This is a genomic window from Prosthecobacter sp., from assembly GCF_020439865.1.
Classification (GTDB): Bacteria; Verrucomicrobiota; Verrucomicrobiia; order Verrucomicrobiales; family Verrucomicrobiaceae; genus Prosthecobacter.
This window is the reverse complement of record NZ_JAGRPF010000220.1, coordinates 28,419-48,465: the sequence shown is the minus strand read 5'-3', so window position 1 is coordinate 48,465 and position 20,047 is coordinate 28,419. Positions and strand designations below refer to the sequence as shown.

14 protein-coding genes are annotated in these 20,047 nt (G+C 60.5%); 7 read left to right on the top strand and 7 right to left on the bottom strand.

Annotated elements, in window-relative coordinates; genetic code table 11:
- Positions 1–24: 24 nt before the first annotated feature.
- Positions 25–1,401 carry a hypothetical protein gene (locus KDL09_RS23680; protein WP_294390894.1) on the bottom strand — a complete coding sequence of 459 codons (1,377 nt, stop codon included), beginning with the start codon at positions 1,399–1,401 and terminating at the stop codon, positions 25–27.
- Between the two features lie 123 nt (positions 1,402–1,524).
- Between KDL09_RS23680 and KDL09_RS23675 the strand changes: the two genes are divergently transcribed.
- Complete coding sequence (locus tag KDL09_RS23675) at positions 1,525–2,481, top strand: alpha/beta hydrolase (protein ID WP_294390891.1); 957 nt, start codon at positions 1,525–1,527, stop codon at positions 2,479–2,481.
- A gap of 104 nt (positions 2,482–2,585) precedes the next feature.
- Here the strand turns inward: KDL09_RS23675 and KDL09_RS23670 are convergent, their stop codons facing one another.
- The 3 genes from KDL09_RS23670 to KDL09_RS23660 are packed head-to-tail and all read right to left on the bottom strand — an operon-like array spanning position 2,586 to position 6,442.
- Complete coding sequence (locus KDL09_RS23670) at positions 2,586–3,860, bottom strand: tetratricopeptide repeat protein (RefSeq protein WP_294390888.1); 1,275 nt, start codon at positions 3,858–3,860, stop codon at positions 2,586–2,588.
- Positions 3,861–3,884: 24 nt separating this feature from the next.
- Positions 3,885–5,411, bottom strand: a complete 1,527-nt coding sequence (locus tag KDL09_RS23665) for a hypothetical protein (protein ID WP_294390885.1) — start codon at positions 5,409–5,411, stop codon at positions 3,885–3,887.
- Positions 5,408–6,442 (bottom strand): hypothetical protein, encoded by a 1,035-nt coding sequence (locus tag KDL09_RS23660; protein ID WP_294390883.1) that lies wholly within the window; start codon positions 6,440–6,442, stop codon positions 5,408–5,410. The genes KDL09_RS23665 and KDL09_RS23660 overlap by 4 nt, the downstream gene beginning before the upstream one ends.
- Positions 6,443–6,630: 188 nt before the next feature.
- Here KDL09_RS23660 and KDL09_RS23655 point away from each other — a divergent pair, with 188 nt between their 5' ends.
- A complete protein-coding gene (locus tag KDL09_RS23655) occupies positions 6,631–8,544 on the top strand; it encodes a hypothetical protein (protein ID WP_294390880.1) in 1,914 nt (637 codons plus the stop codon).
- A 4-nt stretch (positions 8,545–8,548) separates the two neighbouring features.
- Here KDL09_RS23655 and KDL09_RS23650 read toward each other — a convergent pair whose 3' ends face one another.
- The 3 genes from KDL09_RS23650 to KDL09_RS23640 are packed head-to-tail and all read right to left on the bottom strand — an operon-like array spanning position 8,549 to position 13,326.
- Positions 8,549–9,805 carry a DUF1552 domain-containing protein gene (locus tag KDL09_RS23650; RefSeq protein ID WP_294390877.1) on the bottom strand — a complete coding sequence of 419 codons (1,257 nt, stop codon included), beginning with the start codon at positions 9,803–9,805 and terminating at the stop codon, positions 8,549–8,551.
- Between the two features lie 14 nt (positions 9,806–9,819).
- Positions 9,820–12,270, bottom strand: a complete 2,451-nt coding sequence (locus KDL09_RS23645; RefSeq protein ID WP_294390874.1) for a DUF1592 domain-containing protein — start codon at positions 12,268–12,270, stop codon at positions 9,820–9,822.
- Positions 12,271–12,327: 57 nt separating this feature from the next.
- On the bottom strand, positions 12,328–13,326 hold the full coding sequence (locus KDL09_RS23640) for an SMP-30/gluconolactonase/LRE family protein (protein WP_294390870.1): 999 nt from the start codon (positions 13,324–13,326) through the stop codon (positions 12,328–12,330).
- 252 nt (positions 13,327–13,578) lie between these two features.
- On the opposite strand from KDL09_RS23640, the gene KDL09_RS23635 reads away from it, so the two are divergent.
- The 5 genes from KDL09_RS23635 (at position 13,579) to KDL09_RS23615 (ending at position 19,961) form a co-directional block, all read left to right on the top strand.
- Entirely contained in the window at positions 13,579–15,054 is a 1,476-nt protein-coding gene (locus KDL09_RS23635; protein ID WP_294390866.1) for a sigma-70 family RNA polymerase sigma factor, read from the top strand.
- A gap of 77 nt (positions 15,055–15,131) precedes the next feature.
- On the top strand, positions 15,132–15,554 hold the full coding sequence (locus KDL09_RS23630; protein ID WP_294390863.1) for a hypothetical protein: 423 nt from the start codon (positions 15,132–15,134) through the stop codon (positions 15,552–15,554).
- 44 nt (positions 15,555–15,598) lie between these two features.
- On the top strand, positions 15,599–16,723 hold the full coding sequence (locus tag KDL09_RS23625) for a sialidase family protein (protein ID WP_294390862.1): 1,125 nt from the start codon (positions 15,599–15,601) through the stop codon (positions 16,721–16,723).
- Between the two features lie 51 nt (positions 16,724–16,774).
- Complete coding sequence (locus tag KDL09_RS23620; protein WP_294390859.1) at positions 16,775–17,878, top strand: alpha/beta hydrolase family protein; 1,104 nt, start codon at positions 16,775–16,777, stop codon at positions 17,876–17,878.
- A gap of 109 nt (positions 17,879–17,987) precedes the next feature.
- The gene (locus KDL09_RS23615) at positions 17,988–19,961 is read left to right on the top strand and encodes a DUF4838 domain-containing protein (RefSeq protein WP_294390857.1); all 1,974 of its coding nucleotides are present in this window, start codon (positions 17,988–17,990) and stop codon (positions 19,959–19,961) included.
- The last annotated feature ends 86 nt before the right edge of the window (positions 19,962–20,047 follow it).

Here is a 20,047-nt window from a genome sequence, read left to right as displayed (position 1 = left end):
GCTTCCGTGATTGCGGACGGATTCTCACCCGCCCTGCACATCGGGATTGATGTAGCGTTCCAGCAGGATCTGGCTGCACAGTTTCACCTTCTCTTTGTCCTTCACTCGGCCGATTAGACGATGATAGCTGTAGAGCACTTTGAAGAGATGCCCTGAGGCGATCCAGTCGCCGTTCGGGTTGTTCGGGATGGCAAACTTGTGATTCCAGCGTTCCTGGTTCTTCGGATCGGCCCAGTAGTCTTTGCTCATGACCGTCTCCAAAGACACGTTCTCCGCCGCAGGTGGAAGAGAGGGATCGATTGCTGGAACGGGCGCGCCGATGTGCGCGTGATGGCCGGGATGACCGGCTCTGGCAAGATCTGCATAGCCCATCATCTCGAGGTTCATCAGTGCCTCGGTATGCGTGACCATGTGCGTGAAATTCGGCCGGCGGATGGAGGGACGACCGAGCAGCGGTTCGAAGCGCGCCAGGCTGTCGAACAACGCATCGATCATGGTCTGAGTGTCGGCATACGACGTTTCGGATCCGGTCGGCCGTTGCGGGGCGTGTTTGGCAATCTGCCGGCTGAGACCGCACAAGGCCTTGATGAACGACGGCCGGGCCATGTGCGGCGCATCACCCATCGCCTTAATGGAGAGCGAGGCAAAGATCACCGCGTGGCCATGAGCCCGCAGGCCGCCCTGCATGGCAGGCAGCAGCGCTTTCGGCACCTCCTCGATCAGCGCCTTGTCCGCCGGCTCATCGGGAAGCGGAGCGAACTGCTCCGGCTGCGACGCGATGGCAGCGTCCAGTTGCTTCTGGATGCCGAGCGTCGTCTCCTCGCCGAGGGCGTTGTCGCGGCACAGATAATAGCCCGCGAGAATGCCGGCGCCCCAATGCGCAGGAAACCACGTGCTCGCGCGGACCATGGCTGTGAGGCCCTTCACCAGATACGATTCGTCGAGAGCGATGCCTTTGACGGATGCGGTCTCCGCCGCGCTGGCGGACTCACCGAGCACTCCGGGAATGCTGAGCCCGCCGACGATGCCAGCGTAGAGCTTGAGAAATTCTTTTCGATTCATGGCGTGTCTGCCTCCGATTGGATGGTTTCGGTATGAACACAACGTGCGGGAAGGCGACAACCTAGCCATTGTTGCCAGAGCATAGAGATCGATCGGCGTAGTCGCACTGCCGGTGCGAATCGCCTTCCTCCAGCCATCCATCAGCACGGCCTGCGACGAAGACACGCTGCCACCCGCATAGAAATGGGTGAACTTCATGCGATCTGCCGTCATGCAATCGATGTTTGGCGTCTGAATCAGCTTCTGCCCGTAGCAGCCGAGGTCGTCGGCGAGGATGAAGACCATGTTCGGCGGAGCGGCACCTGCGAGTGAAACACCGAGCGCGAGGATCAGAAACAAAATCGTGCGGTCATGACATGATTGGGCGGTCAGGTGTACGCCCCTAGTCGGCAGCATTCACAGAAAAATCCGGGACGACTGGGCGAAAGCTGGCATGCAAAGAGGTCGTTCCGTTTTTTGCTCATGAAACGTCTCCTCACTCTCTCTCTGCTGCTCTCCATCTCGTTGGCGGTTTCAGCTCAGACGCCCGGCAAGCCCAAAGCCCCTGCGAAAGTGGAGGTCTATGCTGCCTCAGTGCCGAAGCCGACGCTCACTGAGGTGCACTACGGCCCGCATGAGCGTCATATCCTCGACTTTTGGAAGGCGGAGTCAGCCACGCCGACACCGCTTGCGTTTGTAATCCATGGCGGCGGTTGGTCCGGCGGCAGCAAGGAGCGCGTCGATCGCTTTGTCGATGTCGCGGCACTTTTGAAAGCAGGCATCTCCGTCGCCGCGATCAACTACCGCTTCATCAAGATAGCCGAGGCGGGAGGCATCCGTCCTCCGGTGAAGGCGCCGTTACATGATGCGGCGCATGCGTTGCAGTTCATCCGCAGCAAGGCAGCGGAGTGGAACATCGACAAAGATCGCGTGGGCGCGGCCGGAGGTTCTGCAGGCGCTTGCTCGAGCCTGTGGCTCGCGTTTCATGATGATCTCGCCGATCCGAAGAGCGAGGATCCTGTCGCACGCGAGTCATCGCGTTTGCAATGCGCCGCGGTGACGGGAGCGCAGACCACGCTCGACCCGCAGCAGATGAAGGAGTGGACGCCCAACAGCCGCTACGGCGGTCACGCGTTCGGATTGTCCTCATTTACCGAGTTTCTCGCCTGGCGGGAGAAGATCCTGCCATGGATCGCAGAGTATTCGCCCTACGCGCTGGTCGGCTCCGGCGATCCGCCGGTGTATCTCATTTACAGCGCTCCTCCCGCACTCGGGCAGGATCAGAAGGATCCCACGCACACATCGAACTTCGGCGTGAAACTTCAGGAGCACTGCCGTGCCAAAGGCGTGCCCTGTGAACTCGTCTATCCCGGCGCGCCCAACGTGAAGCATGCGACGCCCACCGACTTCCTGATCGCCACGCTCAAAGCGGGCCGCTGATGCAATTCTTCCATTCCTCGCTGGGCCTCCGCACTCATCCGAGCGCCGTGCAGAACCGCTACGTTGGCCTGGATTACGTCAGGCTGGTGAAAACGCAATGAACCCTACTTCTTCCTGGCCAGCATGGCTTTGTAACCCGCTTTGTAATTGGTCTGAAGACTCGCGCTTTGGGGATAGCATGCGAGGCCGGCCTCGGCGGCCTTCACGACCTGCGCCGCGTCATTCAGTTGAGCGTGGGCGTAGGACAACTGCACAAACAAGTTTTCTGGCGGGGTGATTCCCTCCTTTTGCATGAGCTCCAAGGCCTTGCCAAGCGACTGCACGGCCGGCCCGTATTGCTCGGTTGCCACCTGGGCACGACCGAGGAGAAAGTGGGAATCGGTATGCGCAGGGTTTCGCTCCAAAGCCTTGGTGGCAAACTCGATGGCACGCGGCCATTTGTTTTGCTGAGCACAAGCATTGGCCAGCCAAAACCAAGGCTCCCAAGATTCCGGCATCAGTCGGGTCGCCTCTTCAGCTGTCTGCTCACCCTTGGCGGCATTTCCTCCTTTGACCTCCGCCATGGCTCGAATGAGGCGCATGGTCTTCAGATTGATGTCCGTCGGATCGACGTCGAAAAGATTGGTGACACGGATCGCCTGTTCCAACTGACCAGCCTGAAACAGCTCGTTGCTCAACGCCACACCAATTTTCGGCAATGAGGCATCGGCAGGATTCTCTTTGAAGGCAGCTTCCAGCCATGGAACGGCCTCTGAAAACTGGCTGGCATGGAAGAGGACAAGAGCGAGGGCTTGAGCGAGTTTTGGAAAACCCGGATTTCGTTTCTCCACCTCGCGGAATGCAGTCAGGGCCTGCGTGATTTGCTTCTTCTCGAACAGCTTCTTCCCGTGTTCCCAGAAAGCAGTCGTTATCCCATCCTTCGTGCCGTCCGGCGGCCGCCAGGCCACCCGGGTCAGTTTCGCCTGACTGACAAAGTCGTCGAGCGACGAACGCTTGCCGACGAAGTCTGCCAGACGATCGACGGTGGCCTCGGCCTCCAATCGATCGCCGTCCGGCAGCGGGCATGCCACGCGAAGGGCGCTGGCAGAAAGGCCGGCATCCCGCACCAGTCCATAGCCGAGCAAAAGTGCAGGCAGCAATTGCCGGGGCTCCTGCAAAGACGTGTCATTGTCAGGCGGCGTGAGGAGGCGAACGACGAGGATCGACTTTTCCCATTCCGCCTTTTCGATCTCCGGCAGCCCCTGTGCATGCAACTGGCGGCTCAGGTTTCGAAAACGTGCAGTGGATACATCCGGCGGTTCAACCAACTGCCCCATGACCTGTTCACCGCATGGGCAGGCAAACGACACGAGGATGAGCAAGATGTGAATGGCTTTCATGAGGATGGCTGAGCAAGGGTTGGTTCAACGCGGAGTCTTGGTCACAGCGTCACTCGCCGCCTGAATGGCCTTGATCCGGATCTGGCGTATGATCTCATCCAAGTCCTCCGAAGAGGACTCTTTGGATTGTGTCGTCTGAATGGGCGCGGCGCTTTTCCTGCTGGGAACGGGTTGTGATTTGGCGGTTGTTTCAGCCTTGGTGGAGGCTTGCAGTTGCTGGACTACCACGGTCGAGATTTCAGCGGCAGCCTGTTGCTGCAACGTCGCGATGACGGCCGGTGGGGGCGTGGTCGGGACAGGCGGCGCAGCGGGTGGTTGCAGCAGGCTCTTGACCGAGGCAAGCGCGGCCTGCAGATCCGGACTCAGCATCGAGTTCAGGGTGGAATTGCTCAACGTGCTCGTGATCATCGTTCCCACCGAATGCAAAGCGGCGCCAATGTCGGGCGCGGGTGGAGGAACGGCCGCCTGGGCCTGCTGCTCCTTCTTCTTTTCTTCATCCCACCTGGCATAGCAGGCCTGCACATCCGAACGCAGCTGGTCGATGCTGACTCCTTTTGGCTGGCGTTGCGCCAAGGCGGCCGCTTCCGCGTTCTCACGCTGCGATCGTGCCCGGTTTTCCGCCCTCCGTCGGGCAAGTTCCTCGGGCTCCATGGCATAGAGCTGACGAGCTCGCTCATCCGCACGTTCCTGACGGCGGCGATCCATGAGCGCCCCCACGGAGTTGTCGAAATCTGTGGAGACCTTCTCACTTGCAGCGATCACCAAGACCGGGATGGCCACAGGAGCCAGCACCCCCGTGGCCGAACCCATGGCTCCAGCTCCGGCGGCGGCTTTGGAAAGGACCGCCCGCTTGGCCAAGTCCCCGCCCACTCGCTCGGCCAGATCCTGAACACTGGTGTCACCCTCATAAATTCCGTGAACATCGGCAAACCACGTGACTGCGGTACCGACGAGGTCGGCGGCTTCCAGAAATTTCCCCAATCCTTGCAGCCAGCCTTTGACTTTGAATGGCGATTTGGATTTCCCAGCAGCGAGGCCTTCCTCGGCTTGTTCGATCTTATTGCCCACCTGTTCAAGACGTGACGCGTTCGTGGCTGATTCCGCGCGCATGGCGGAAAGCGACTGCGAATCCGCGCGGTGCAAAGCCAGTCTTTGAGAGTAGTTGGTGCTCTCTTTTGCGCGCTGGAGGGTGAGTTCGACACTGCGCCCAGGATTAGCAGCTTTTTGTACCACGTACTCAGCGTGGAGCTCTGCCTTCAGTCGTGACTCATGGCCCAAGGCGGTGACCAGACGCTCGTCCATGGCCTTCTGCACGCTGTTGAAACGGCTCCGCACTCGCGTGAGCTCGTCGAGATCCGTCTTGCGTAAGTGGTTGTCGAAGATTTGGATGGCATCGTCCACGCCCTCAACATCGTCATCGTCGTTTTGGCGGTCGCACCAGTCCCAGTAGCGGTCGAGAAGGCCAGGCTCCGCAGCGCTGGGAGTCGCGGATGCCATGAAAAGGACGAGCATCCAGCCCGCAGACAGACAGATCGAAGGTCGGGTCTTCATTTGGCAGTTTGTGGGGTGGGAAGGTCTTCGAGGGACAGCAGATCCATCCGGAGCAGACGCGCGCCTTCCTTGCCGTCCTGAAAACAACCGCTGATGAAACATGAGCGCGTGCCAGGGGCCGTCAGAAAAACAAATGCTCCATCTGCCAGGGGCGCCACGGCTAGCAGCTGGGCATGTTCCCAGGTCTTCCGCGGAAGGGCTTTCACCCCGGAGGAGATGCCTGTCTTCGAATCCATCGTTTCCAGCCCCGAGTCGAGGGCCTGCGTGAGGAGCTCCTGCAGGCTTCGCCCAAGATGCGTGGGCCGGCCTCTTTGCTTGAGGAGCGTGAGCGTGGAGATGACGTCTCGCAGCCGCCGAACGGCAAGCGCGCTGCCCACAGCGAGCATTTCCGGCGTGTGGAGGGCATGAATCTCATCACGCCACACTCCGGGCCGGGCGTCTCGGAACACTGCATCGAAAGACGCAGCCGCCTCGTCGGTCGCTTTGATCACGGCTTCGGGAGGCAGCTTCGACAAGCCCGGTCGGCGCCACCGCGGCAACAAGTCATAGGGCGGTTCACCACCCTCCCGGATGAAATCGGCGGGCACCAGCTCGCAGTCCACAATCATCCACCGCTGCGGATCTGAGAGACGCCACTCCGAGAGAAGGATCACATCCGACCACGGATGATAGAAGCCAATCAGCGCGACGTCGCCATCCAGCGGTTGCGTGAACGGAATGATGCCGTGGCTGAAATAACGGAGCGCCACCGGCACCATCGCACCTCCAGCTTCGAAGCGGATGGAGGCTTCGGCGGACATCATGAGATCGACCGCCAGTTCCGGATCTCCCCGCATGAGCTGCACAAACTCATCCACGGCGGCCAGCAGCGAAGCGGATTTGCTCGGCGCTTCAGTCTGCGCCCCAACGCCTGAAGCGATGCAAACGAAGAAGCCGGCGAGCAAGCAGGCCACACCTCGTTTCCAAGCTCTCTTCCAGCAGCACGTCGCCGATGATGACTCCGAAGACATATGTTCGAAGGCTGAGTTCATGATTGAGGAAGCGGTTGGATCGAATGTCAGCGACATTCCTTTCAGGCACGGCCAGCCATGCCACCTGACTCATACCCTGAACCACCCTCGCCTTCACTGCGACAATTGGCTTCCTATGTGCGAAATGGGTCCTCTTTTGCGAGTCGCTGATGCAATTCTCCTTCGTGGTGGAGCGATCTTTCGGGATCATGATCGCGAAACCGTCTCTCATTGCCTCGCTCGTCATCGCCGCCGTTTCGGCGGTCGCGGCCAAAGACAGCGACAACCTCGCCCTCAATCCCTCCTTTGAAAACGCGGACGCGGTCGGCGTGATCGCCGATGACTGGACGACGCGTTCGGGCATTCCCGTGGAGCGTCGCACCGATGGCGGCCACACGGGCGCGGCGTATGCGCGGTTCCGCGACGAAGATCCGAAGGCCGGGCAGTTCCTCGAATGCCGCCGCGTTCCTGCAAGGCCAGGCGGTGTTTACACGGCGGCGGGATGGTTCCGCACCACGGACAAGTGCAAGCCGGGTGTGTATGTGAATTTCTACGACCTCTACGGCGAGCGCGTGGCACATCGCTTCGCGCGGCTTGAGCACGGCTCCGGCGACTGGCGGCGCGTGGAGGTGAAGGAGACCGCGCCTGCTGATGCCTGGGAGGTGACGGTGTCGTTTTACGCTTACTCCGGCGATGTGGGCACCTTTGACGCCGATGACGCGGAGCTCACCGTGCAAGGCGGCACCGAGCCCGGCACCGCAGGTCTGCAGCGTGCAACGCCGGGAAAGAAGGACGCGTATGAAATCGGCACGCGTCGCGAGCTGTTTGTCGATGACTTCCTGCTCGATGGTCAAAGCGGCAACATCGAGCGCCGTCTGCTTCATCCGGAACCGCGCGAGATCGCGCTGAAGCTCGATCAACCGTGGGAAGGCGAGACCTCAGCCTACTTCGCCATGCTGCAGGACGGGGAGCGTGTGCTGATGTATTACCGCGGTCAGGCAGGACCAGGAAGCGAAGGGCAGGTCTGCTGTCTCGCCGAAAGCCGCGACGGCGTTCACTTCACGCGTGTGAACGCCGGCTTGTTCGAGTTCGAAGGCTCGAAGGACAACAACATCATCTGGAAAGGTGTCGCCGCGCATAACTTCACGCCTTTCCTCGATCCCAATCCCGCCGCGCCGAAGGACGAGCGCTTCAAGGCTATGGGCTATTCGCATCACGGTCGCGGGCTGGGCGTGTTTGCCTCGCCGGACGGCGTTCACTGGCGCGAACTGCTCGATCATGCCGCGATCACCAATGGCGCGTTTGATTCACAGAATCTCGCGTTCTGGGATTCGCAGCGGCAGTGCTACGTCGACTTTCATCGCAAAGGCCGCGATGGCGTGCGCGACATCATGACCTGCACCAGCAAGGACTTCCGCACGTGGTCGGAGCCCGTGTTCCTCGAATACGGCGACCCACGCAAAGAACACCTCTACACGAACGGCATCTTCGCCTATCCGCGTGCGCCGCATCTCTACCTCGGACTGCCCGCGCGTTTCGTGCCGGGCCGCACCAAGATCAAAGATCGCAAAGACCCCGGTGTGAGCGACGCGGTGCTCATGAGCAGCCGTGACGGCCTGCACTTCGACCGCTGGTCGCAGGCCTTCATCCGCCCGAGCACCGAGCCCGAAGTGTGGACGGACCGCAACAACTACCCCGCATGGAATGTCATCGAAACCGCGCCCGGTGAGTTGTCTGTGTACTGGACCGAGCACTACCGCCATCCCGGCATGCGGCTGCGCCGTGGCGTGATCCGTACCGACGGTTTCGTCTCGCTGCATTCCGAGGGTGCTCCCGGCGAAATGATCACGCGTCCGCTCGTCTTCAGCGGCGACCGACTTGAAATCAATCACAGCACCGACGCGACCGGTTGGATTCGCTTTGAGCTCTGCGACATGGATGGCAAGGCGCTGCCGGGCTTCAGCCTTTACGAATCCGAAACGCTCTTCGGCAACGAACTGTCCCACATCGCCACGTGGAAGAAGGGCTCCGACGTTTCCGCGCTCGCCGGCAAACCCGTGCTACTTCGCCTGCGAATGGAAAACGCAGACGTGTTCTCGCTGCGCTTTGTGAAGGGTTCGTAGCTGCTCACACCTCGCTGAGCACGCCCGTGTTCGCGCCGAACTTGTCGAGCTCGATGCCTGTTTGCTGAATCATGCGCACAAAGAGGTTCGAGAGGAAGGTGTTGTTCTGCTTGTCGTGCGCGATGTGGCCCGCGTGTTTGTAACCGCCACCGGCGAGGATGACGGGCAGGTTGGTGTTGTCGTGGTTCGACGCGTTGCCGAGGTTGCTGGCGAAGAAGATGGACGAGCGGTCGAGCAACGATTGTTCGCCCTCGAAGCTGGCTTTCATTTTGTCGAGGAACTCGCCGAAGACCTTCATCTCAGCGTCTTCGATGAGCGCGAGCTGCTCCAGCTTGCCCGGATCCTGTCCGTGATGCGAGGCGTCGTGGTGGCCGATGTTCACGCCTTGAATCTCCGGCTTGTCCTGCGAGCCGAGCCACAATGAAACCACGCGTGTGGAGTCCGTCTGAAACGCGAGATGGATCAGATCATACCACTGGCGGCTGCGCTCGACGAGCTGGGCGCTGCTGAGTTCGACAGGAGGCTTCATCTCCACCTGCGGTTTGGGCGTGACCTGCCACGTCTCGTCCTGCTGAAGTTTGAGTTCCGCTTCGCGGATCGAGGAGACATACAGATCCAGGCGCTCACGGTCCTCGCTGCCGAGTTTGGCGTTCAAGCTGCCAAGCTGGTCGCGCACGTCATCGAGAATGCTCTGCCCGTCCTTGATGCGGCGCATTTCGCGTGCGGTTTCATCCGCCGTGCCCTGAATGAAGAGCTGCTTGAAGACACTGCTCACGCGCTGTTCTGCCGGAAGTCGCACTCCTCGACGATTCCATGCCGCGCTGCCGCCGCCGAGCACGAGTGAATTGAATCGCGTCTGTCCTGCGAGGTGCGACGCGAGCTCCTGGTCCAGAGAGATGCTGTTCTTGATGTCGTTCGGCCGGATGAAATCGGGATGCACACCAGTGAAGAGTCCGACCTCCGCGTAATGCCCCGCACCGTAGCGATGCGACAGGCCGGAGAAGACGGTGAAGTCATCGCGGCGGTTCTGCAGAAACTTCAGGTAGCGGCTCGGCGTGTAATTCTTGCCTGTGTCGGTCGGGAAGAAATTTGGTGCGTGCATGCCTAGCGGTCTTCCGACCAGCAGCATTCGCTTCGGAGTTGCGGCAGCCTTTTTCGCCTCAGCGGCGCTCAAAGGCATCATCGCATCGAGAAACGGCAGCCCGATGGCAATGCCGGAGGAGCGCAAAAACGTGCGGCGGTCGAGGACGTGGCGTGGCATGGCGGTGAATCGGGTTATTTGTTCTTAAACGGGCGGCTCTGCACGATTTCATGCACCAGCGTGCGCAGGCCGTAATCCTTGGTCTTCATGATGGCGACGATTTGCTCGACGACTTCGCGGTCGGCGAACTGTGGCTCGGCGCCGGTGGCGTAGGTGAGGAGTTTTTCGGCGAGGTTGCGGGCAATTTGATCCGGATCGGCGAGCAGGAGGCGCTTGTAGTCTTCCACGGTCTCAAAGGTTTTGCCATCATGCGTGGTGCCGCCTTTCTCGACATCGGGTCCGCGATAAAACGCGCGGCCCGTGTAGCCGGGAAGTTGCACGATGCCGGCCTTGGTCTTCGCGGAAGCGCGGTAGAATTCACGATAGCCACCGATCGGATCGAAGGACTCGAGCGCAAAGCCGGGCGGATCGATGTGCTGATGGCAGGAATTGCACGAGGCGATCCTGCGGTGCTTGTCGAGTTGCTGGCGGATCGTCGTTGCGCCACGGATGTCCGGTTCGATGGCGGGAACGTCGGGCGGCGGAGGTGGCGGTGCTTTGCCGAGGATGTGCTCCAGCACCCACTTGCCGCGCAGCACAGGCGACGTAGTCGTGCCATCGGCCGTGACCTTCAACACGCTGCCCTGCGTCATCACGCCGCCGCGATGCGATCCCGTGGGTAGATTCACGCGCCGGAATTCGGACTGCGGGGCGGAAGACGGGAGAGATGGAGTGGTGGAGTTCTGCGGCTTTGCAGCACTGAAAGCTTCCGAGATGCCATAGTGCTCCGCGAGGCGTCGGTTCACGATGGTCCACGATGAATCGACGAACTCCATCACGCTGCGGTCATTGTGAAGCACGTCGTCAAAGAAGCGCCGCGTCTCCTCCGGCATGGCCCACAACAGCGTGCCGTCGAAGTCTCCATACAGATTCGGGTCCGGAATAGTGGCGTCGATCTTGCGGAGTTCGAGCCACTGGCCGGTGAAGTTTTCCGTGAAGCCGCGTGAGCGAGGCGAGTTCAGCAGGCGTTCGGTTTGCTTCCGCAGTTCGTCCGGCTTCGTCACATCGGCGGCGAGCAGCTCCGCATCCGGTGGCAGTGACGTGAGGAAATAAGCGAGGCGGTTGGCGAGCGCGTGGCGATCCAGCGTTCCCGGAGTCTCGTTGAAGAACAGAAAATGCGGCGAGGTGAGGACGCTCTTGTAGCCGAAGGTCATCGCGTTCACGAAGCTCTCGCCCGCATCGAGCTTCGCGTGAACCCGGTCAATGAAGTGCTTCACCGTCGCCTCATCCACCGGGCCGCGAAACGCACGCGGGACGAAGGCGCGCAGCAACTTGTCCGCGTCTTCCTTCGGCGTGGCGCTCACCGGTTCGAGCGGATCGTTCAGCCACTGGTAGATGTTGTTGCGCTTGCTCCAGTCCTGCGGCTTGCGGCCTTCCGCCTTCGCTTTGACCGCTGACTTCGGCATCAGTTCGGCGTCACCGAAGAGCGTGCGATAGGCCTGTGACGGGAATGCATCGATGGGACCTTCGATTTCGAGCCACTCGATGAGAAAACCGGGACCCGTGTAGTCCTCGATCGGTTTCCTCGTGGCGCGGATGTCCCAGTTGAGCTGAAGCTGCAGCACAAACGCCTCGCCTGCTTCGAGATCGATTTCGGTCTCGATCAAACGCGGCGCTCCGGGCAGGAAATCGACCGTGTCACGCACCACGGGCGGCTCGCGTCCGCGATCGATCGTGCAGTAGGCCACCGGCACGGGCAGATCCGCCGCACCCACGGCGCTGGCGGACATGCGTACTTTGTAGCGGCCTGTTCCTTGCACGTTCGGCGTGCAGACGAGGCCATAGCGCGGCAGCTTGCTGTAAACGACGAGCGCGTCGTCTTTGAGGAAGCAACTGCGCGTGAGGGTCTGTTTGAAATTGGACCCCTTCTCCGACATCTCGCGCCCGGTGCGGCGCTCTTTGACGGGCAGATGCGGATGCTTCGGAATCGCCGAGTTCACCGCCGCCTCCTGATAGAGCAGCAGATGTGTCGAGGAGAGGTCCAGCACCGTGCTGACATTGTCGAATCCGCCCGCGCTGCTCTCTGCAGGCAGCAGGTCCTTGAGCTTCACGTTTGTGCCAACGAGTTCGCGCACGGTGCTTTCGTATTCCGTGCCGTTGAGCCGACGGATCAGCACCCGGCCCTGCGTGCGCTGTTTTTCCAAGGACGCGGCATGGAGCGCGTCGTGCACCGCTTTCACCGACTCATCGCGCAGCGCCTGCGGCGGCTGGTCGGCCTTCTTCGGCGGCATCTCGCCCGAAGCGAGCTTGTCATGCACCTTGGTCCAAGCGGCCATGCTCACTTCGCCATCGAGCCGCAGACCTCCCTTCTGCACGTCGTCGCCATGACATTCGATGCAATGCGCGTCGATGAGCGGGCGCACCTTCGGCTCGAAGGCAAAGGCGGAAACAGCAAGCAAGGACCAGACGGCAAAAGGGCGGTGCATGTGGGGCGAAAGGTTGTGTTTGATCTGCAAATGTCGTCGAAAAACTCTGCGTGGGCGTCACTTCTTCATCGTGCCCACACGGTAACGCGGCTGGCCAGGGATCGTGGTGCGCACGCTGAGCAGGTGTTTGCCGCAGGTGATGTAAAGCGTGCGCAGATCATCGCCGCCGAAGGCACAGTTCGTCACGGTGTCTTCAGGTGTCTCGACAAAGGCGAGCAGTTTTCCCTGCGGTGAGAACACGTGCAGTCCGGGCCGCGTGTCGAGCGTCTCGCTGGTGCCGCGTGGCTTGTGCAGACCGGCGGCGACGTAGAGATTGCCCTGCTCATCGAGCTCCATGCCGTCACCGCTGCGGCCTGGATAGAGATTGATGAGCACACGCATGTTTGTGACGCTGCCGTCGGGTTGCAGATCGTAGGCGCGGATGTTGCGCGAGCGCCCCTCGCGTCCGTCCGCCTCGATGAGGTAAAACGTTTTCTCGTCGGGAGAGACGGCGAGTCCGTTTGGCATGTCGGTCTCCGGCGCGGCGAGAATGCGCGACGTTTTGCCATCGGGATCGATGCGATACACGGCGTTCACATTGCCCTTCACGGGATCGGTGTTCGCGAGGCGCGAGGTAAAGTAGATGCGGCCTTTCGAGTCGATCGTCAGGTCGTTCGGTCCGCCGAGCGGAAAACCGCCGAACGAGTCGCACAGCACCTCGATCTTGCCGGTTTGCAGATCGGTGCGCGTCACACGGCCGTTTGTGCCGTCACCAGCCTCGCAGTTCATGAAACGACCCTGAGCGTCGAAGCACGATCCATTCGCAGTGCTCGGCTTGCGGAAAACCTCCAACGCCTTCGTCTTCGGGATGAACTTGAGAATTTCACCCGTGTTGGTGAAGAACACATTCCCTTGCGCATCCATGGCCGGCCCCTCGGTGAAATACTTTTCGCTCGTGACGGTCGCTTCGATCAACACTGGGCCTAGATACTTGGCGGAGTCGATGCCGGAGTAGTCGAGGGCGTGGGACACAGTAGTGAGGGAAGCGAGAATGGCAGACGCGAGAAGTCGGTTCATGTCCTCACAAACGCTTTGAACGGAACGAAGCTTCTGCGTGTGTTGCATTAACCATGGCCACGCGGCCGGACCGATGGTACGCTCTACCCGAATCCCCACCTGAGACCGGCAAGGTCTTGAAATACCGCTGTCCTTTACCTGCGGCAGGCATGACGAAGTCACCGACGCTTTGATGGCCAAAAACGATCCCCGATCGCTTTCTCACAGGTTTTTTGTCACCTTTCCTGTCGGAGGACCACTTTAGAGGCGAACATGATTGCCAACCTTCCAACCAACATGGCCCTCTCCGGTGAAATCCAGATCTTGAACCTTTGTATGAAAGGTGACCGGGCTGCTTTCGAAGAGGTCGTGCGGCGGTATCAAAACCTGATCTGCTCCATGGCCTACAGTGCGTTTGGAAACCATTCGCGCAGCGAGGATCTCGCCCAGGAGACTTTTGTCACCGCCTGGGTGCAGTTGAAAAGCCTGCAGGATCTGAACAAGTTCAAAGCCTGGCTGTGTGGCATCGCGCGGAATCTGATTCACCAGTCGATCCGAAAGGAGAGTCGCAATCCGGTCGCCACGGCGGCTTCGCTTGAGCTGGTTGCGGAGACAGCGGGAGGCGAACTTTCCCCGGCTGAGGAAGCAATCCGTGCCGAAGACGAGGCGCTCGTGTGGCAGTCCCTCGAAAATATCCCGGACACCTACCGGGAACCGCTGGTGCTCTACTATCGCGAAGATCAATCGATCCGCCGGGTTGCCGAAGCCCTGGATTTGACGCCGGATACCGTGAAGCAACGCCTGTCCCGCGGGCGGGAAATGCTGCGGCAGGAAGTCACGCATCTGGTGGAGTCGGCTCTGACGAAATCCAAACCCGCCGGAACCTTCACGGCCGGAGTTCTCATGGCACTGCCCCTCGCTGCTCCCCAGTCGGCAGCGGCCGCTGGAACGGCGGGAACCGTGGCCAAGACATCGACATCTGTCTTCAAAGGAATGGGAGCCCTCCCGGCGATTCAACTGATGGTGGCTGGCTGGTGCGCCAAAGTCGGATTCGACGCCACACGGTCTCCCCGCGAGAGACGACTCTACATTCAGGTCTTGTTGGGCGGATTGGGAGCGCTTTCACTCTACTGCATCGCGCTCTTTGCTCCGAAATGGATCGGTTTGGAGCAGTTCATGGCCGAAAGCCCCTACAGGCCCGCCGTGCTGATGATAATCCTGCTCTTCCCCTTCATCGCAGTCCTGTCTTTCGTGAGCCGGCACGTGAAAAGGATTCGCATCGAGGAGGAGACCTGGGTGGAGGATCAACCGGTGACCGGCGATGGTGCCGACTTCTTGAGCCGGCAAGGCGTAGTCGCCCGATTTGCGGCCGGAACCTTTGGGGTGGCCGCTCCTCTGGCCGCTCTTGCCATTTTCATGCGCGATTGGGTGGACCTTGCGCTCATTGTCCTGACGGCAAGCCTGGCATGCGGCCTCGGATCCGCAGCTTGCTTCCGCCAGCCAAGAAAGTATTTCCTGCTGATGGCAAACGCTGCGGGGGTTACCGGAATGGTCGCGATCCTGGTCACCTGGTCGGGACTGAAGTCGCAGACCGACTCTGCGACAACCGCCGCAGCAGACAGAGGTGGGCTTCTTGCTGCTCTGAGCGGAACGACACTCTTGATCGTCATCGTGACCATGCTCGCCTGGAAGCGGAGTGACCTGATGCAGAGGCGAGCACTCAATGCTCGCTCCGCCGCTCAAGAATGAGCACGCTCCATGCATCGGCATGCAGAATTCCAAAACTCGCCGACACATTCTGATCCCATCTTCTTCCGAACCCATCCATGAAAAACCTTTGTTCGCTGACTCTTTCGTTGATCGCTTTGCTGATCGCCAGCCCGTGTGAAGCAGGACTGGCAGGTTTCCTGACCAGGGAACATCAACCCTGGAGCTTCATCCAGGAAGTCGGGGGCATGAAGGTGTCCACGAAAGGACATCGCCTCCTCGTGGAGTGCGACGTCTCAGGTCTAAAGACCGTCACCATCAAACCTACCCTGATGAACTCCGCAATGGGTGTGCGCGGAATCAAGTGCTCTCGCGTTGCGAGCATTCTCCAGTTGTCGGTCGTAACCAGCGTGCTCGAAAAGGGAATGTCTTCCGAATGCGGCACCCTCGATCTTTCGGCTCATCCTCCCGGGTCCTACTCCGTCGTTTATCTGGATCCGAATGGAACGACCCATCCGGTGGGGATGATCGTGCTGCCTTGAAATGGAGGTGCAGAAAGGTCGGGGCACTGGCGTTTACTTTTCCCATGCGCCTCGCCATTTTTACATCTCTGCTCACCGCCCTTTCGCTCGTTTCCGCTGAAGAGCATCCCGATTTGCCGATCGTGGACATCTCGGATCAAAAAGACCGCCAGATCGTGATCGCTGCGGGCACGGAGGAGGTTTATCAAGGGCATCCGACGACGACGATGCTCGCCGACGGCAAGACCATCTTCTGCGTGTGGTGCATCAATCACGGCGGTGCCGCGGGTCCGATGGCGCGCAGCGATGACGGTGGCGTGACGTGGGCGCGCATCGACGAACTCATGCCACTCGGCTACAAGACGCATCTGAACTGCCCGAGCATCTACCGCATGACCGATCCGTCGGGCAAAGAGCGCCTGTGGGTCTTCTCCGCCGCCAAGGACACGCGCAAAGGACCGGGCATGCCGAGCATCATGAGCGAAGACGCGGGCAAGACGTGGAAGGAAATGCCGCCGCTCGGTTTTCCCTGCGTCATGACCTTCAGCAGCATCGTGAAGCTCAAGAATGGCAGTTATCTCGGCCTCTTCCACAAAGGCCCCGGCGGCGCGGACAAAGCACCGCTCGAAGTATTGCAGACGATCACCGCTGACGGAGGCTTCACGTGGAGCGAACCGAAGGTCGTCGCCAGCGTGGAAGGCAAGAATCCCTGCGAGCCCTTTGTCTTTCGTTCACCGGATGGCAGCGAGCTTTGCTGCCTGATGCGCGAGAACACGCACAAAGAACGCAGCCTCATGATGTTCAGCCGAGACGAGGGCAAAACATGGAGCACACCGGTGAACACGCCGTGGGGTCTCACGGGTGATCGTCATGCGGGCGTGTTCACGAAGGACGGCCGCATGGTGGTCGCGTTTCGTGATCAGGCGAAAGGCAGTCCGACCAAAGGTCACTTCGTCGCGTGGGTCGGCACTTATGATGACATCAAGAATGGCAAGCCCGGCCAGTATCGCGTGAAGCTGCTAAACAGTTATGCGAAGAACGTGGGCGATTGCGGTTATCCCGGCATGGAACTCCTGCCTGATGGCACCATCGTCGCCACGACCTACATCAAGTATACGCCCGGTCCGGAGAAGAACAGCGTCGTGAGCGTGCGCTTCAATTTGAAGACGACGGATGCGATGGTGAGGTAGCACTCTTTCGCAAAGGCATGGGCTGGCTGTGACGGGAACGCGAAAATCTTTATGAACCACATCAGCATTCTCACCATCGCCTTTTTCATTGCGTCGTTCGTCACGCTGCATGCCGGCGATCCTCCCGCTGTTTTGCCGACGGTGAACGAGGAGATTCTTCGCGCGCTCGACGCAGCACCGCTGAAGATGCAGTTCCATGGCACGACGCCCGCCGATCTCTCGGCGTGGCAGGGCGAATTCCGTGCGAAGCTCGATTCGCTCGTCGGCCCCCACACGCCGCCGAATAGCTGGAAGGTCGGGACCCTCTCGACGCGCGAGTTCCCCGACCACACGCGTGAGGAGTTGCTGCTTGAGGCAGATGGCACGCCGAGCCTGCCGCTCTATGTCTTGCGTCCGAAAGGCGACGGACCGTTTCCCGTCGTGCTATGTCTGCATGGCCATGGTGAATTCGGACATGACCCTGTCGCGGGCGTGGATGACACACCGGAGTTACAGGAGGCCATTCGCAAATCGAACTACGACTACGCGCGTCAGCTCGTGCGCGAAGGCTATTTCACGGTGGCGCCGTGTTTCACGCCATTCGGACGCCGTCTCGATGCCAAGGCGCGCACGACGCGCATGGACGCCTGCGCGGTGGAGTTTGTGCGCCTGATGTATCTCGGCCGCACCTTGCTCGGGGAGAATCTGCGCGACGCACAGTGGGCGCTGGATTACGTCACGACGCGCAAAGACACGCGTGCGGATCGCATCGGTTGCGTGGGGCTGAGCTACGGCGGACGCATGACAATGATGGTGACCGCGCTCGATTCGCGTGTGCGGGTGGCGGTGATTTCAGGTGCGTTGAATGTGTTTCAAGAGCGCGTACGTGGCGCCGGCTACTCGTGCGGGGCGCAGGTGATTCCGGGCCTGCTTGAGTTTGGCGACACACCGGAGATCGGATCGCTCATCGCACCCCGGCCGGTGATCTGGGAGGCGGGACTGCGTGATTCGCTGATGGTTCCGGGCTGGTTGGAGAAAGCATCCGCGCGAATGGAGCGCGCCTATTCAGCCGCGGGAAAACCAGAAAACTTTTTCGTCCATCGTTTCGACAACGGACATGTTTGGAATGGTGAGAATGCGATTCCGCTGCTCGCACGCGAGCTGAAAGCGCAATGATGCCATCGCGGTTTCGTCTTCCTCGCAAGTAATGACGTCATTTGCCGCACGATCCGAGTGCCGTGATTCGTTACGGGCAGAAGTTTAATTGTGCTGAGCCGACCCCATCATGAAACACAGCTTCCTCTTTGCATTCATTGCTCTCGTTTGCGGCCCATCCTTCGCCGCTGATCTCGTTCTCGTCGCGAAAGACACGCACCCAGTTCCCATCGTCGTTTACCAAGATGCGCCGCCACGCACGCGTGAAGCCGCGACGGTTCTGGCGGACTACATCGAGAAGATCAGCGGGAAAAAGCCGCTGGTGATGCTTGGTGCATCGAACCCGATACCATCGGGTGCGATCTGGATTGGCGTGCAGCCAGCGGTGAGGACGTTGTTCCCTAAAATCGACTTCGATTTCAAACATCCCGAGGAGATCGTCATTGCGGCGAATGAAAACCATGTCGTCATCGCCGGACGCGACCGCTGGGATCCGGCGAAGCTGGACATCGAGACGCGCGAGGGCGTGATCAAGGGCGTGCAGCAGGAGTATGGCACCATCAACGCGGTTTATACCTTCCTGCAGGACCAACTCGGCGTGCGCTGGTTCTGGCCGGGCGAAATTGGCGAGGACGTGCCAAAGAGCGAACGCATCGCGATCAGCACGCCGCTTGAATACCGCTATCATCCGCAGATGCGCGCCCGCGGCAGCATGTTCAACTACTGCCGCCTCGGCAACAAAGGCTATGGGAAGTCGCAGGAGTGGACGATGCGCCAGCGCTTGCAGCTCGATTCGCTCGCGATCGAGGGCGGGCACGGTTTCGGCGATTGGTGGGATCGCTATCATGAGAAGTATCCCGAGATTTTCGCGCTGCAGCCGGACGGTACGCGCAGCGGACATCCGAGTCCGCACAATGCGAAGCTGTGCAGTTCGAATCCGAAGGTTTGGGAGTTGTGGCTCGAAGAAGTGGCCGCCGAACTCCAACAGGACCCGCATCGCACCGTCTTCAACGCTTCGCCGAACGATGGTTGGGCGAGCGGACATTGTGTGTGCGAGAAATGCAGCGCCTGGGACCATCCAGATGGCGAACCGCGCGTGTTCAACTGGTATCACCTGAACAAGGAGCGCCCGGCCACGAGCGATCGTGATGTCACCTTCGCCAACAAACTCGGCGAATTGCTCAAGCAGAAGTATCCCGGCAAAGACTACCGCGTGATGATGCTCAGCTACGGCCATTCACGCCCCGCGCCGGTCAAAGCACGACCTGCGGACAACGTCATCATGACCATCGTCGCCAACTTCTTCGGCCGCACGGGTCTCGTGGATCGCGGCTCGACGCGTGGCGACACTTACCGGCAGCAGTTTGAAGCGTGGGCGAAGATCGTGCCCTCGATGTTCTGGCGTCCCAACACCGGCAGCCCCGCAGGTTGGCAGCAGGGATTGCCGGACATCCACGTCGCGCAGACGATTCGCGACTTTAAAGACGTGGCCGCCGCGAACTGCATCGGCATCTACATCGACGGCGTGTGGGAGCACTGGGCCACCGTCGGCCCGCTCTACTACATCATGGCGCAGCTCGCATGGAATCCCGCCGCCGATGCCGATGCGATCCTCAAGGACTACTACGACCGCGCCTTCGGTCCCGCCGCGCCACATGTGCGCGAGTATTTCGAAAGCATCGAGAAGGATCGCATGGTCTTCACGGCGAAGAACGGCGAAGCCGGTGTGTTCAGCTTTCCACAACTCTACACGCCCGCATTGCTCAACGAATCGCAGGCCCGGCTCGATCGCGCTTCCGCCGCAGTGTCAGCCGACTCGATCCACGCGAAGCGCGTCGCCTTCATCCAGGCAGGCCTCACTTACACCAAGCTGCAGATGCAGAACATCACGCTCATGGACCGCTACTGGAAAAAGAAGGACGATGCCATCGCCGCGCGGGTGAAGCAGAACTGGACCACCATCGAAAAACTCGTCGCCGATCACCCCTATTCGCTGAACTGGGGCCCCATTCGTCCCAGCACACCGCGCATGCCCGGCCTGCATCCCGACTTCCCACCGCCGAAGACCAAGAAGAAACGGACCAACGATCTGGACTTGAACTAACCCGGGTTCCCGCCGCTACCGCCAAAATCCGCCATTTTCGCGAGAAGCCCTGAGCGCAGGATTGGCGGATAGAAAGCCCGTCGGGC